Consider the following 15,540-nt stretch of genomic DNA (forward strand, 5'->3'; position numbering starts at 1 on the left):
GATAGTTGCAATCGCAGCAGTTAAAGTAGTTTTACCATGGTCAACGTGACCGATTGTGCCCACGTTCACGTGTGGCTTATTACGTTCAAACTTAGCCTTAGCCATTTGATTTTCCTTTTTAAACTACTCATGCAGGATCACTGCATGAGCAACTGGTTATTAACTAAAAAATTAGTTTGGGCTTATAGTAATCGAAAGATTACTCGTCGTCACCTTTTTTACCGCCAGATTGGAATTTAGCGATAATGCCTTCAGCCACGTTACGTGGAGTTTCAGCGTATTTAGCAAATTCCATTGAGTAAGTCGCACGACCTTGAGACATAGAACGCATTTGAGTCGCGTAACCAAACATCTCAGCAAGTGGAACTTCAGCTTTAATTGCTTTAGTACCGCCAGGAAGATCGTCCATACCTTGAACCATACCACGACGACGGTTTAAGTCACCCATGATATCGCCCATGTAGTCTTCTGGAGTTTCTACTTCAACTTTCATGATAGGCTCAAGAAGAACAGGATCTGCTTTCATGAAACCGTCACGGAATGCGTAAGAACCCGCCATTTTGAACGATAATTCGTCAGAGTCGACATCGTGGTAAGAACCGTCAAATAATGTCGCTTTGATACCCACAACAGGGTAACCAGCCAAGACACCATTCTTCATACGTTCTTGAATACCTTTGTCAACCGCACCAAAGAATTCTTTAGGTACAGTACCACCTACAACTTCTTCAGCGAATTCGTATTCTTTACCAGCTTCATCAACATCCATAGGTTCTAAACGAACATATACATGACCGAATTTACCTTTACCACCAGTTTGACGAACGAATTTACCTTCTTGCTCAACAGTCTTTTTGATTGTTTCGCGGTAAGCAACCATTGGTTTACCAATGTTCGCTTCAACACCGAATTCACGCTTCATACGGTCAACGATGATGTCAAGGTGAAGCTCACCCATACCAGCAATAATCGTTTGACCAGATTCTTCATCTGTACGAACGCGGAATGATGGATCTTCCTTAGCCAAACGACCTAAAGCGATAGACATTTTTTCTTGGTCAGCTTTAGTTTTTGGTTCAACAGCCAATGAAATTACTGGCTCTGGGAATTCCATACGCTCAAGAGTAATGATGTTTTTCTCATCACAAAGTGTATCACCCGTAGTAACGTCTTTAAGACCTACACACGCTGCGATGTCACCTGCACGAATTTCTTCAAGATCTTGACGCTCGTTCGCGTGCATTTGCACGATACGACCGATACGCTCACGCTTAGACTTAACTGGGTTATAAACTGGGTCACCTTGTTTAAGAACACCAGAGTAAACACGTACGAAAGTCAAGTTACCTACGAATTTGTCGTTCATGATTTTGAACGCTAACGCAGAGAACGGAGCTTCGTCTGATGCTTCACGAGATGCTTTAGTTTCAGCTTTGTCGTCAAGAACACCTTCAATCGCTTTAACTTCTGTAGGAGAAGGTAAGAATTGAATTACTGCGTCCAACATACGTTGAACACCTTTGTTTTTGAACGCAGAACCGCAAAGCATTACTTGAATTTCAGATGCTAATGTACGAGCACGTAAACCAGCGATGATGTCTTCTTTAGAAAGATCACCTTCTTCTAGGTACTTGTCCATTAACTCTTCTGAAGCTTCAGCAGCAGCTTCAACCATGTTGGTACGCCATTCGTTAGAAGTATCAACGAGGTCAGCAGGGATTTCGCCATACTCGAATTTCATACCTTGAGACGCTTCGTCCCAGATAATCGCTTTCATTTCGATAAGGTCAACAACACCTGCGAAAGTATCTTCAGCACCGATTGGCACAACGATAGGTACAGGATTACCACCTAGACGAGTTTTAACTTGCTCAACTGCACGGAAGAAGTTTGCACCAGTACGGTCCATCTTGTTCACGAATGCTAAACGAGGCACTTTATATTTGTTCGCCTGACGCCATACAGTTTCAGACTGAGGTTGTACACCACCAACTGCACAGTAAACCATGCACGCACCGTCAAGAACACGCATAGAACGCTCAACTTCGATTGTGAAGTCAACGTGTCCCGGGGTGTCAATTACGTTAATACGGTGTTGTTCGAATTGGTTAGCCATACCAGACCAGAAACAAGTCGTAGCAGCAGAAGTAATGGTAATACCACGTTCTTGCTCTTGTTCCATCCAGTCCATTGTTGCTGCACCATCATGTACTTCACCAATTTTGTGAGATACACCTGTGTAGAACAAAATACGTTCAGTGGTAGTTGTTTTACCTGCGTCAATGTGCGCAGAGATACCAATGTTACGGTAACGAGAAATTGGGGTTTGACGAGCCATGATTTCTTGCATTCCTAAATTTTGTTGTTTAAAACAGGACGCTTTAAGCTGGCGAACAGCTTAAAGCGATTCGATGACAATTTAGCGTAAGCCAGCTTGTCACCCTCCTGAATAGGGGCTGTTTTAGTCGCTTAGAAGCGGTAGTGTGAGAATGCTTTGTTGGCTTCAGCCATACGATGCACGTCATCACGCTTTTTAACCGCTGCGCCTTTACCTTCAGCTGCATCAAGCAACTCACCAGCAAGACGTAAAGCCATAGTTTTTTCAGAACGCTTAGCAGCAGCATCTACTAACCAACGCATAGCCAAGGCAGTACGACGGGATGGGCGCACTTCCATAGGTACTTGATAAGTAGCACCACCAACACGGCGTGCTTTTACTTCGACCATAGGACGAACTTTTTCAAGAGTAGTCTCGAAAAATTCAACTGGGTCTACTTTGTTTTTTTCTTGAACGCGGTCTAAAGCACCGTAAACGATACTTTCAGCAATAGATTTTTTACCATCTTGCATTACGTGGTTCATGAATTTAGCGATTGTTTGGCTACTGAACTTCGGATCCGGAAGGATTTCACGAGCAGCAACTACGCGACGTCTTGGCATTTTAAACTACCTATATATATGACACTTCAGGTTAATCCAGCAGTAGTACAAAGTGTCATGTACTTTCGCTGGCCTTACTACACGTCGCTTGAATTTCACAATTTTAAATGCAGAAATCAGACAAGCGAGACGATAAAGGATTGCGGTTTCTTAGTGTCTTAAGAAATTATTTCTTAGGACGCTTAGTACCGTATTTAGAACGTGACTGGTTACGATCTTTAACGCCAGCACAGTCTAAAGAACCACGAACGGTATGGTAACGTACACCTGGTAAGTCTTTAACACGACCACCACGGATAAGAACAACACTGTGCTCTTGTAGGTTATGGCCTTCACCACCGATGTAGCTAGAAACTTCAAAACCAGAAGTTAAGCGAACACGGCAAACTTTACGCATTGCTGAGTTAGGTTTTTTAGGTGTAGTTGTGTAAACACGTGTACAAACACCACGACGTTGTGGACAAGCCTTCAACGCAGGAACTTTTGATTTTTCAACCAAAGTCGTACGACCCTTGCGGATCAACTGATTTGTTGTTGCCATATGGCAATTCTCCCGTTAATAAAAAGCCCCAAAAAATACTACTTTTTGAGGGCATGCAATTGTAAGTCAAGATGCAAAAATGGTCAACACAAGCAAGGCACCAATCCATCAGCCTTGCTGCTTTTCTTGCCATTTTTTGAGCACTTTTGAAGGTTTACTCTTCAGTTGGAGAGATTGGCTTTTTTGTAACCCTTTTTGTTGAGGGCTTACGAGGGCGTTTTGCTGCAACAACAGGCTTGGCCAATGGATTCTCAATTTGTTCTGTCACACCATCGACTAGGACTTCTTGCGTATTAACACTCAAAGCTGGTTGTTGTGCTTGTACCTCGCTGTGCGGTTCAACCAAATCATGCGCCAACTTTTCTAAACCTTGCTCAATGTGCTGCTGTTGCACTGTCTCATCGACTGGTGTTTTGCTGCTTTTTTTCTGCACTCGGACTTTGGCAATATTTTTATGATTTTCTGGTGTGACATCTGTGCCTTCATTGAGCGCGATCGCTTCGACTAAACTCGGTTGCACAGTTTCGGTCAATAATTTGGGCGCAGCCTGAGCCAATAAAGCCAATGAACGCTCATAGGCCGTGACCACTGAAAGCTCGACGTCTTTATGCTGCTGAATGTATTGACGCGCCTGAGCAAAAACCACTTGGGCTTTTTGATTGACATCTTCGATCAGTTTCCAATTATATACCGCACTTAAAGTGGCACCAGCTACAGGGGTGAGCTTACTCAAGAACGCATAATCGGGAACTTTATTCAGCCAGGCCCATTTAAAGTCACCTTGTTCGTTATGCAACCATTTTTTTAGCATTTCAATATCATTACTGGAACCCAGTAAATGTTGTAGCTGACCAAGATCATGCGTTTGCAACATTTGTGAAACGGCTTTCAGCGCCATTAATAGTGTCTGCTTTTCAGCAATCAGCCCCAAATCAATTTGTTTAAAAATAAACTGAACTATATCTTGCTCGGTTTCTTTGTTCAGCTCGAAACCGTAAGAACGCCCTACTTGATAAATCGTTCTTAAGGCCAGTATAAGCGACAGTGGAATATCAACACTGGCACCCAGAGTTCCAGTTGCTCCAGTCAGCATACCTTGCAAAGAGGCAATCCACTTATTCTGTTCCGCCAGCGCTTGGCTAATCCGCTTGGAACGGTCAACATCCTGAGTTAAGGTTTCTAGGTCTTTGACCCCAGCTTGATCGAGAACATAGTCAACAGAACTCAGATCTGAACTGAATGCATTCAATCGCTCAAAAAAGTAGTCGCTAATTTTATCGGTATATTGCGGTGCTAAAAAATTTGCCACATTATTCACTTTGGAATAGTGGCGACCTAAAAGTTGGCGAGAAACTTGCGGAAAGTGTTCACGTAAAATTTGTTGCGCATCTTGATATTTTTTGGTCTCGAAAGCCGATTTTGAATGTGCTTTTCCTTCAATAAAAGCTGTATTTCCCGCACCTTGCGGATAGGCAGCCACAGAGCCTGGTGCAACATGTTGCAAAACATCAATTCCTGTTTGGCTGAGCTTTTTAGCCACCCCAAAGGCGTTTGAGAGGAATCCGGTTGATTGTTTATTATTAGCTTCTGTCATTCTAGACCCTTCTTGTTCAATTCTTTCATTTCTCGCTAAATACTAGGTATAGTCTAAGTTTATCTCAACATCAAACTGTTTCTTTTAGTTAAGAACTTTGCACAAATTGAGTTTTTTCTACTGTTCCAAATACGCATCATATTTGCCATAAGAATTCAAAAATCTTTCTGCTATCATGATTGCAAATCAACATATGAAGACTTGTAGCATAAAGGCTCTCCCCTGACTGCATACGGTTAAACAAAATATCACCATATAAGGGATCTGTAGATGAAACGTGTTGTTATTACTGGTATGGGCATCAACTCATGTATCGGTAACACTTTAGAAGATGTCACTCATTCATTGCAAAACGGGATTTCTGGAACACGTTTTAACCCGACTTATGCTGAACTTAACTTCAAAAGTCACATCAGTGCCGCAGCAGAGCAAGATTTTGACCACATCGACCGTAAATTAAAACGCTTTATGGGTGTATGTGCGATGTATGCTTACAACGCTGCCGTGGCTGCTGTGGAAAATGCAGGTTTAACTGCAGAACAAATTGGCGGCAATCCACGTTACGGTATTGCGGGCGGTTCAGGTGGCGGTTCAACAGCGTCTGTCATTGAAATGAAAGAATTACTCGACACTAAAGGTGCGCGTAAAGTAGGTCCTTTCTTCGTACCACGTAACATGTCGAACACGATTACGGCTAACGTCGGTGTTGCCTTCAAAATGCAAGGTGTTGCACACACGATTACTAGCGCATGTGCGACTTCTGCTGATGCGATTGGTTATGCTTACAACCTCATCCAATTAGGTAAACAAGACTTGATGCTTGCGGGTGGTGGTGAAGAAGATCATTGGTCTCAAAGCTTATTGTTTGATGCGATGGGTGCACTTTGCTCGAAGTACAATGACACACCAGAAACAGCATCTCGCCCATATTCTGCAGACCGTGACGGTTTCGTGATCGCTGGCGGTGGCGGTTTCGTGGTACTTGAGTCACTTGAACACGCTCAAGCACGTGGTGCTAACATTTTGGCTGAAGTTGTTGCTTACGCTGCGAACAGTGACGGTGCTGACATGGTTGCGCCATCTGGTGAAGGTGCAACACGTTGTGTACTTATGGCACTTGAAGAAGCAAAACAACACGGTGTAGACAAGATTGACTATGTCAACACCCACGGTACGTCTACCCCTGCTGGTGACGTGACTGAATTGTTGGCAATGGAACGTGCGTTCGGTGAAGGTCAAGTTCCGCCACTCAGCTCAACTAAATCTATGACTGGTCATAGTTTGGGTGCTGCAGGCGTACAAGAAGCCATTTACTCTGTATTGATGATGCAAAATGACTTTATTGCACCAAACATCAACGTGACTGAACTGGATGAAGGCGCAAAACCTTTTGACATCGTACTTGAAAAACGCGATACAAAATTGAATACTGTGATGAGTAACAGTTTCGGTTTTGGCGGTGTAAATGCTTGTCTCATTTTCAAAAAATGGGAAGGCTAATTTAAGAAATCTTGATCATTCATTGCCACTGCAGTGAATGATCAACTTTCCACACTGCCCTTAAAAGGGTAAATTGATGGATGCTCCTTCAGATGCTTTCCTTTGGGTAAAAGCGTTACATATCATCGCAGTTGTATGTTGGTTCGCTGCACTCTTCTATCTTCCTCGTTTATATGTTTACCATGCCATGAGTGATGATGCCGTCAGTCATCAGCGCTTTGAAGTCATGGAACGTAAGTTGTACCGCGGCATTATGTGGCCATCCATGATCGCTACGCTGATCACGGCACATTTCTTGGTGGATTGGGGCGATGCAACCCGCCACTACCATGAAGCCTTATGGTTTTATCTCAAAGTCGGTTTAGTGGGATTATTGGTGATTTACCATTTGATTTGTGGTTACTACCGTAAAAAATTGATTGGCAATGCTCACTATAAATCGCATAAGTTCTGGCGCTTCTTTAATGAAATGCCAACTCTGATTCTGTTTGCCGTGGTAATTTTGGTGGTAGTGAAACCCCATTTTTAAGCCCGAACAAAAACCTCCGTCAGGAGGTTTTTTATTGTCGAGGCTTCATCAAGAAATCCTCAACTACATAGTTCCAGATCATTCCACTTTACACGCAATCCGCCATTTTTTTTAAGCGAGCATAGACAGCATGCATCAACATCAAATTGATGTGCTAGGTTACTCGGCGCAGTGCCAAGCATGTTTTCCTATTTGCTAACGAAAGCTTTTAGTCATCTGCTACATCTATATCCATCTGAAGCAATCATGAATTTTGAGCATAAAAAAACCCACCCGAAGGTGAGTTTTCATCAATCAATTAAACTGCTTAACTTAACCAATCACTTCATTATTGCTTTGCGCATTCAGTTTTTTCACGCGTGGTAAGTACAGTACGCGATAGGTAATGGCCAAGATGATTAACCAGAGTGGACTAATAATTAAGGCGCGCAAGGTATCAGGTTCTAAACTTAAGATGATTAAAGTAAAGAATAAGAACACCAAGACTACGTATGACATCCATACCCCACCTGGCATTTTAAACTTGGATTGGGCATGTAATTCAGGGCGTAGCTTACGGTAGCGTAAATAGCACACCATAATGAGCCCCCAAATACTGATAAACAGAATCACACACAATGAACTGGCCAAAGTGAAGGCTTCTACTGTGTTCGGTACGAAATACTGGAGTGCAGCACCCGCCATAATGAAGATACAGGAGAACAATAAACCTTTGGCTGGCACAGCACGGCTCGATAATTCAGCCAAAGCTTTCGGTGCCTGACCACCTTTCGATAAACCATACAACATACGACTGGTCGAAAACACGCCGCTGTTCATCGATGACATCACTGAAGAGAGCACCACCAAGTTCATAATGATGGCAGAAGTTGGAATACCAGCATGCAAGAATAAGCTCACAAATGGGCTTTGATCGGCAGGAATTTCATTCCATGGCGTAACCGACATTACAATAAACAAAGCCAACACATAGAACAAAATAATACGGGTTGGAATCGCATTGACAGCCTTCGGTAAGTTCTTTTCAGGGTCTTTGGCTTCAGCCGCCATCGTACCAATCAGTTCCACACCAACAAAGGCAAAGAGTGCAATCTGGAAGCCAGCCAAGAAGCCACTGGTTCCTTTCGGGAACATGCCATTGGCCCAAACATTACTAAAGCTGGCCACCGAACCTTGCGGTGCTTGGAAATGACTGAGGACCATATAGCCACCAATCACAATCAGCCCCAAAATAGCTAAAATTTTGATTAAGGCAAACCAGAACTCAATTTCACCAAACAGCTTAACCGTTAACAAGTTCAGTCCGAGTACAAACAGTACACAGCCCACACTGATTAAAGCCTGCCCTATCGGGGTAAATGCCATATCGGGCGGCAACCAGAAATTGAGATAATTAATAATGGCCGCAAGGTCAGCAATACCAACCAAGACCCAGCCGAGCCAATACGACCAGCCGATATAATAGCCAGCAGCAGGACCAATCAGGTCGTGCGCCATATCAATAAACGATTTGTAATGCAGATTTGAAAGTAGAATTTCGCCCAATGCACGCATTAGAAAGAAAAACATACCGCCAATAATCATGTAGATAATTAGAATTGAAGGTCCAGCGAGAGAGATCGTTTTCCCGGAACCCATAAATAAGCCTGTACCAATTGCTCCACCAATGGCTATCAATTGTAAATGACGATTGGAGAGCTTGCGTTGCAACTCATGGGTTGACTGTTCTGCTTGTGGCTGACGCGTCGTGGTCATAACTCAACATCCTTTTTTAATTCCTTTATATGGCTTAACTTTATCTCGCTCCTCACGAGCAATAATCGCTGAGATAAAGCCAAGCCTTCGTCCTTGTCAGTACACTCTAAACCGTCTTGGTTTATCTGATGACTGCACTGACCTTCGGTACGTTCCTCCGTCCGTAGATTAGGGTGTTACTTCTGTGCAGCAACAACTGCAATTTCAATCAACCATTTTGGATTGACCAAATCTGCTTGAATGGTGGCGCGGGCTGGTGTGGCATAGCCATCAAGCCAATCAATCCAGATTTCATTGACGACTGAAAAATCAGCTAAATCTTTTAAAAAGAGTTGGGCAGACAAAATACGGCTTTTATCGCTATTGGCTTGTGCCAACAATTCATCAATCGTATTTAAAACATCTTGAGTTTGCGCTGTGATATCCGAATCAGGATTTTTAGGAACTTGACCCGACAAATACACCACGTTGTTAAAAATGGTCACAGCACTCATTACTGGTGTCGTGTTAAAGCGCTGAATATCTTGTTGTGACATGGTTAAAATTCCTTATTCCTGAATTGAAAAATTGACACGTGCAGTAACGCCGCACATCAGTTCATATCCGACCGTTCCAGAAGTTGCAGCCACCTCATCAATTGGCAAGACAGCCCCCGAGCTAGACTGCCCCCAGAGCACCACTTCACCGCCAATTTGTGCCTCTGGAATCGGGTCAAGGTCAACTGCGAGCATGTCCATGCTGACTCGACCTAAGGTGCGAGTACGAATCGAGTTCACCAGTACTGGTGTGCCTGTCGGTGAAATCCGTTGATAGCCATCGGCATAGCCACAGGCCACAATACCTACGCGAATGGGGCGATCTGCGACAAAACTTGAGCCATAACCAATGCTGTCATCCGGATTTAACTGTTGGATGGCAATGATTTCGCTACGTAAACTCATGCTCGGTTGCAGATTCCAGTCTTGAATGCTATGGCTTGGAAAATCTGGCGAACTGCCATAGAGCATAATGCCGCTACGCGCATAGTCCGAGCGTAACTGGGTGGAATATCTTAAAATTGCAGCACTGTTGCTGATTGAGCACGGTGCTGGATATTGTTCTAGAATTTGTTGAAATACTTGATGCTGGTAATCAATCCCCGCCTGCCCCTGACGCTCGCCATCGGCATCGGAGAAATGCATCATATGCACCAGCTCATGGACTGAGCTCAAACTTTTCAGTTGTTGCCAAGCCTGCACATAACGTTCTGGGGTGAAGCCTAAACGATTCATCCCGTTATTCATTTTGAGGAACACTTTAAATTGTGCTGCGACTGGAAATTGCTGTAACCATTGAATTTGCAGTTCATTATGTACGGTAAAATTCAATTGATACTGTGCACAATCATACAAATCCTGAGGCGAAAAAATACCTTCCAGCAACAGGATTTCTCCTGTCCAGCCCAAAGCGCGAATGCGTTTTGCTTCTTCAAGATCCAACAAAGCGAAGCCGTCGGCCGATTTAAAGGCCTGATACACGCGTTCAATGCCATGCCCATAGGCATTGGCTTTGACCACGGCAAAGACTTGACTGTCTGGCATTGCGGCACGCGCAATAGCCAGATTATGTTTGAGTGCGGATTGATGAATCACCGCGGTAATTGGACGTGGCATAACCCTTCTTCCCTAAAATTCAAACAACTCCCTGAATTCAGGAATTATGCTGCGCTTAAATAACGCTCAATCGATAGACCATCAATGCTGATGTCTGGTTTATGGTTCATCACCAAGTCACTGATCAGCTTGCCTGAACCACATGCCATGGTCCAACCTAAGGTGCCATGTCCCGTATTCAAGAACAGATTTTTGAAGCGTGTCGCCCCAATAATTGGCGTACTGTCTGGTGTCATTGGGCGTAAGCCTGTCCAGAACGTTGCATTCGGTAAGTCGCCGCCCGGGAATAAATCTTTGGTGACCATTTCCAAAGTACCACGGCGGTCATCATTGAGTTTCAAGTTGAAACCACTTAACTCAGCCATACCACCCACACGGATGCGTTGGTCAAAACGGGTAATCGCAATTTTGTAGGTTTCATCCAGAACCGTAGATTGTGGTGCAAATGCTGGATCCACAATTGGCACTGTCAATGAATAACCTTTGACTGGATAAACTGGTAAATTCAACTCCAGTGGTTTTAAGAAATCACGTGAATAACTACCAAATGCCAATACATAACGGTCTGCGGTCAGCACCTTACCATTCACCACCACACCTTTAATTTCATCGCCTTCAACCACTAAACGCTCAACGTTTTGGTTGAACAGGAAGTTCACCCCATTGGCTTTAGCAATATCAGCCAGTGCATTGGTAAACTTGTAGCAATCGCCTGTTTCATCATTTGGCAAGTGTAAACCACCGACCAATTTATCTTTGGCAAAACCAAGTGCAGGTTCTACACGAGCCAAGTCATCTTTCAATAACAACTCATGCGGCACGCCACACTCTTTTAACACTTGAATATCACGTTGTACCGCTTCTAATTGCGCTTCATTACGGAATACCTGTAATGTGCCTTTAGAGCGATTTTCGTAGCTGATGCCCGTGTCTTTACGCAATTCGCGTAAACAATCACGGCTATATTCTGCTACGCGAGTCATACGTTCTTTATTGATAGAATAGCTTTGTGCATTACAGTTTTTCAGCATTTGTGCCATCCACTGTAACTGCCACATGCTGCCATCCATATTGATTGCCAAGGGTGCATGGTGCTGGAACATCCACTTCACGGCTTTAAACGGAATGCCGGGTGCAGCCCAAGGCGTCGAATAGCCTGGAGAGATTTGCCCTGCATTACCAAAACTTGTTTCTTCTGCTGGACCAGTTTGACGATCCAATACAGTGACATCTGCTCCCTGCTGCGCAAGATAATATGCACTTGCTACACCAATTACACCACTACCTAAAACGATTACGCGCATTTCCTTTCTCTCACTGCACCGCCAGTTTATTTAACTAGTATATTTCCACATCAATAGTGAATTTCACTGATTTAACAGGTATAGTTAAGATATATTCATGCCATTTTCACTAAATAAAGGCTAAAAACAGAGAAAAACTTATGCGCAAATTAGACCGTGTAGATCGCCTGATTTTGGATATTCTGCAAATGGAAGGCCGCATTGCAATTAGTGAATTGGCTTCACGGGTCAATTTATCCACCACGCCTTGCTCGGAACGGGTCAAGCGACTGGAGCGCGATGGCATCATTACCGGCTATCATGCACGGCTGAATCCTGCGCTGGTCGACCGAAATTTACTGGTATTTTTAGAGATTAAACTCTCTGCCAAATCTGGCGATGTCTTTGACCAAGTGGCGCGTGATTTGGTCGAAATTCCTGAGGTGTTAGAGTGCCATCTCATTTCTGGCGAATTCGATTATCTGGTCAAAGCTCGACTCAAAGAAATGAGTGCTTACCGCCGACTGTTGGGGGATTTATTGAAAAAACTGCCCTCATCCGCCTCTTCTCACAGCTACATTGTGATGGAAGAAATTAAAGAAACCTTATATTTAGATATGCGCTAAGACTTAAGTGTACTGCACAAGCTTTTTTAAATGCATATATTGAATCCTATTCATCTTCATTATCCGCAATTGGAATTTCTGCATCATGTTCAATAAACTCATGTCGAGCCTCGGCTTACAAGGTATTCAGGTCGATACCCGCTTACACAATCCCCAGCTACAAGCAGGTCAGGTTTTAAATGGCGAAGTGATTTTTAAAGGGGCTGCATCGAATAAAACCATCAATGGTATTTACTTAAAATTAATGACCACTGCCGAAGTCGAAGCGAATGATTCAGAATACAATACCAGTTTAAGTATTGCCGAATGGCATATTAGTGGTGCTTTTGAATTACAAGCCAACCAGTCCCACACCTTTCCTTTTTCAATTCAGCTACCTTTTGAAACCCCATTGACCGATTTGGCGTGCCAGCATAATAAAACCCGCGTCTGGCTACATACCCATTTGGATGTAGATTGGGGACTAGATGCCACCGATAAAGACTTTTTACAGATTGCCCCGACACCGACCATGCACGCCTTTATTCAAGCCATGCAAGACTGTGGTTTACACTTAGTTTCGGCAGATGTCGAAAAGGGGCAATTACGAGGTAACGGCTTTTACTCGACTCTTGGCTGCTACCAAGAATTAGAGTTTAAACCAGCACAATTTTTTAGTGGTATTAATGAAGTTGAAGTCTCTTTTGTGGCGGAACAACATCAGACTCACGTGCTGCTAGAAGTGGATCGTAAATTTAGAGGGGATGGTTTTAAAAGTCTGAGCATTCCGCATCAACATGCCAATCCCGCAGTTTTAGCCAATGAAATTCGCCGTTTGTTAGGTCTATAAACACATAGCCCCCATTTTGATTTCACAAAATGGGGGCTAATTCATCCATCACATGCCAATTAAATCAGTTGCAACAAATCAGCAAAACGCTGAATGCGTGCCTTGGGTTGCGCCTGATCCAGTTCTTCGGAAGAACCATAACCATATTCGACGGCAATCGTTTCTATGCCATTGCTGCGTGCGCCAAAAATATCATGTTCACGGTCGCCGACCATTAAACACTCTTCTGGTTTAAGCTGCTCTTTTTCTAAAATATAGGCAATCAACTCGCCTTTATTGGTGCGTTCACCGTTCAGTTCACTGCCATAAGGATAGTCAAAATATTGCAAAAGCTCAAAATGATCTAAAATTTGACGGGCATAAACTTCAGGTTTTGCTGTGGCTAAAAATAAGCGATAGCCTTTGCTTTTTAAGGTCTCTAAGGTCTGTGCCACATCATCAAATACATGGTTTTCAAACAAGCCTGTTACTGCAAAGCGTTCGCGATACCCCAATAAAGCTTGATCTGCCAAGACATCATTGCTTTCTACATTGAGCAACTTTGCTAACGATGCTTTTAACGGCGGCCCAATAATCCAGTCAATATTTTCCGACTCTGGAATAGGATGTCCGACTTTTGCCAAACCATAACGTGCAGAGGTGGTAATCCCCACTTTGGGATCTGTCAGCGTTCCATCTAAATCAATTAAAATATTCTTAATCACAACCCGACCCTAAACCCAATAAATTACGCTCGAGACTTCGCTCAAAGTTGCCTATACTATCGCAAATTTAATGTATTAAGGAAATGTACATGCGCCCTACTGTACTTTGCTTTTCGGGTTTAGACCCTTCTGGCGGTGCTGGTTTACAAGCGGATATTGAAGCGATTGGTCAAAGTGGTGCGCATGCCGCAATTGCATGTACTGCGCTAACCATTCAAAACTCACAACAAGTCTTTGGCTTTGAAGCAACCTCCAAAGAATTACTCTTGGCGCAAGCGCATGCCGTGGTTGGCGATTTACCAATTCAGTGCGTGAAGTCTGGCATGCTCGGCACCACGGACAATATTGCTGCACTGGCAGAATTTCTGCGTGAACATCCAGAATATCGCTATGTGCTTGACCCAGTTTTGGTGGCCAATAGCGGTGGCTCATTGGGCGATCAGGCCACGCTGGTCAAAGCCTTTGTTGAGTTAATTCCACTGGCCACCATTATTACCCCGAATACGGTTGAACTGCGTGCTTTAACTGGTGAGCAAGACTTAGATGCTGCCACGCAAAAACTGTTTGCCATGGGGGCAAAAGCGGTTTTGGTCAAAGGTGGACATGAAGACACGGCGGACTATATTCGCAATGCTTTATACATTGATGGTGAGTTTGTTACTGAAAGCCATTGCCCGCGTTTAGCTGGTGAATACCACGGTTCAGGTTGCTCACTTGCCAGCTTTATTGCAGGACGTCTCGCCATGGGTGATGAGCTGAAAATTGCGGTACAACATGCGGAAACATGGTTATTTGGCGTATTAAAGCAGGCTGAAACACCCGTACCGAATGGACAGAAAATCCCAAAACGTTTCTAAATCAGACAATCCCCCACTCTGGTGCAACGCCCAGTGGGGGCCTTTTTATTCACTGCGATAAGTCTTTAAATTTTCCACATGCTGTCGATTGGTTTTCCACGATTTTTCTAGCACTTCCTTTTCAATCCGCAATTGAATCCGCTTTAGTTTCATGGGTGGAATAACCGGTGCGGTAAAGCTCTTGATATAATCCGTCCATGCCGCGCCACGAAACACATTCTCAGGCATCTGCGTTTTAAATTCACAATCGGGCATAAAGACCACCACCGAATGAATCAGAGCAGGATCGACAATATCCGCTAAAACTTGTTCCAAAACTTTCTGATGCTTATAGTTTTGATGTAAGGGATTTTGAAATTTATAACTCTTTTTATAAATTTTTTGCGTCCAGATTTTTTGCCGCTCACTGCCAAAAATCCAGCCTTTATAGTTTTTGGTTTCAATCACAAAGACACCAAATGGGCTTAACAGAATATGGTCAATTTGCGTGGTCTGATTCTGCTCGTCTGGTAAGGTACAATCGTTCAGTAAAATATACTGCTCTTTGTCTAAATACAGTTTGACATGCGCACTGACAGCAAACTCACCCATTTTCCCTTTTAAAAATGGTTTAAATGCCTTAAATACAGCAACCACAATAAACAACAATAAAATCCACCCAAATGTGGACAGTAGCGGAGAGAAAATCTGTGAAATCATTTTTGAGTTAAAATTATAATGAATTAAGTTG

General features: G+C 43.5%; 16 protein-coding genes. 5 read left to right on the forward strand and 11 right to left on the reverse strand.

The features are described from left to right. From AC6CHI_RS15445 to AC6CHI_RS15465, 5 genes are all read right to left on the reverse strand, one after another. Positions 1-105: GTP-binding protein (locus AC6CHI_RS15445; protein ID WP_017396788.1), on the reverse strand; the 105-nt coding region annotated here is incomplete at its 3' end. A 94-nt stretch (positions 106-199) separates the two neighbouring features. Continuing rightward, positions 200-2,338, reverse strand: coding sequence for an elongation factor G (gene fusA / locus AC6CHI_RS15450; RefSeq protein ID WP_498122349.1), 2,139 nt, complete (start codon positions 2,336-2,338; stop codon positions 200-202). A gap of 131 nt (positions 2,339-2,469) precedes the next feature. Further along, positions 2,470-2,940, reverse strand: coding sequence for a 30S ribosomal protein S7 (gene rpsG / locus AC6CHI_RS15455; protein ID WP_004694929.1), 471 nt, complete (start codon positions 2,938-2,940; stop codon positions 2,470-2,472). 166 nt (positions 2,941-3,106) lie between these two features. After that, positions 3,107-3,481, reverse strand: a complete 375-nt coding sequence (gene rpsL / locus AC6CHI_RS15460) for a 30S ribosomal protein S12 (protein WP_002050319.1) — start codon at positions 3,479-3,481, stop codon at positions 3,107-3,109. A 154-nt stretch (positions 3,482-3,635) separates the two neighbouring features. Continuing rightward, positions 3,636-5,075, reverse strand: a complete 1,440-nt coding sequence (locus AC6CHI_RS15465; protein WP_498122352.1) for an EcsC family protein — start codon at positions 5,073-5,075, stop codon at positions 3,636-3,638. A gap of 270 nt (positions 5,076-5,345) precedes the next feature. Between AC6CHI_RS15465 and AC6CHI_RS15470 the strand changes: the two genes are divergently transcribed. Beyond that, positions 5,346-6,575, forward strand: coding sequence for a beta-ketoacyl synthase N-terminal-like domain-containing protein (locus AC6CHI_RS15470; RefSeq protein ID WP_100242959.1), 1,230 nt, complete (start codon positions 5,346-5,348; stop codon positions 6,573-6,575). A gap of 76 nt (positions 6,576-6,651) precedes the next feature. Continuing rightward, entirely contained in the window at positions 6,652-7,104 is a 453-nt protein-coding gene (locus tag AC6CHI_RS15475) for a CopD family protein (protein WP_498122353.1), read from the forward strand. Between the two features lie 312 nt (positions 7,105-7,416). Here AC6CHI_RS15475 and AC6CHI_RS15480 read toward each other — a convergent pair whose 3' ends face one another. The 4 genes from AC6CHI_RS15480 to AC6CHI_RS15495 all read right to left on the reverse strand — a co-directional run bounded on the left by AC6CHI_RS15480 (position 7,417) and on the right by AC6CHI_RS15495 (position 11,815). Continuing rightward, positions 7,417-8,859, reverse strand: a complete 1,443-nt coding sequence (locus AC6CHI_RS15480; protein WP_498122355.1) for an amino acid permease — start codon at positions 8,857-8,859, stop codon at positions 7,417-7,419. Between the two features lie 176 nt (positions 8,860-9,035). Then, on the reverse strand, positions 9,036-9,395 hold the full coding sequence (locus AC6CHI_RS15485) for a RidA family protein (protein ID WP_458893465.1): 360 nt from the start codon (positions 9,393-9,395) through the stop codon (positions 9,036-9,038). A gap of 12 nt (positions 9,396-9,407) precedes the next feature. Next, complete coding sequence (alr, locus tag AC6CHI_RS15490; RefSeq protein ID WP_498122357.1) at positions 9,408-10,511, reverse strand: alanine racemase; 1,104 nt, start codon at positions 10,509-10,511, stop codon at positions 9,408-9,410. Positions 10,512-10,555: 44 nt separating this feature from the next. Further along, complete coding sequence (locus tag AC6CHI_RS15495) at positions 10,556-11,815, reverse strand: D-amino acid dehydrogenase (RefSeq protein ID WP_498122359.1); 1,260 nt, start codon at positions 11,813-11,815, stop codon at positions 10,556-10,558. A gap of 140 nt (positions 11,816-11,955) precedes the next feature. Between AC6CHI_RS15495 and AC6CHI_RS15500 the strand changes: the two genes are divergently transcribed. Together AC6CHI_RS15500 and AC6CHI_RS15505 are read left to right on the forward strand one after the other, a co-directional pair. After that, positions 11,956-12,420, forward strand: coding sequence for an Lrp/AsnC ligand binding domain-containing protein (locus tag AC6CHI_RS15500; protein WP_100242952.1), 465 nt, complete (start codon positions 11,956-11,958; stop codon positions 12,418-12,420). Positions 12,421-12,505: 85 nt separating this feature from the next. Continuing rightward, positions 12,506-13,249, forward strand: coding sequence for a sporulation protein (locus AC6CHI_RS15505; RefSeq protein ID WP_458893468.1), 744 nt, complete (start codon positions 12,506-12,508; stop codon positions 13,247-13,249). Between the two features lie 59 nt (positions 13,250-13,308). On the opposite strand, the gene AC6CHI_RS15510 is transcribed toward AC6CHI_RS15505, so the two are convergent. Further along, a complete protein-coding gene (locus AC6CHI_RS15510) occupies positions 13,309-13,953 on the reverse strand; it encodes an HAD-IA family hydrolase (protein ID WP_498122361.1) in 645 nt (214 codons plus the stop codon). A gap of 89 nt (positions 13,954-14,042) precedes the next feature. Between AC6CHI_RS15510 and AC6CHI_RS15515 the strand changes: the two genes are divergently transcribed. Further along, the gene (locus tag AC6CHI_RS15515; RefSeq protein WP_458893470.1) at positions 14,043-14,810 is read left to right on the forward strand and encodes a hydroxymethylpyrimidine/phosphomethylpyrimidine kinase; all 768 of its coding nucleotides are present in this window, start codon (positions 14,043-14,045) and stop codon (positions 14,808-14,810) included. Between the two features lie 45 nt (positions 14,811-14,855). On the opposite strand, the gene AC6CHI_RS15520 is transcribed toward AC6CHI_RS15515, so the two are convergent. Continuing rightward, positions 14,856-15,509, reverse strand: a complete 654-nt coding sequence (locus AC6CHI_RS15520; protein ID WP_498122362.1) for a nuclease-related domain-containing protein — start codon at positions 15,507-15,509, stop codon at positions 14,856-14,858. Positions 15,510-15,540 lie beyond the last annotated feature (31 nt).

Source organism: Acinetobacter sp. GQ146, from assembly GCF_059758585.1.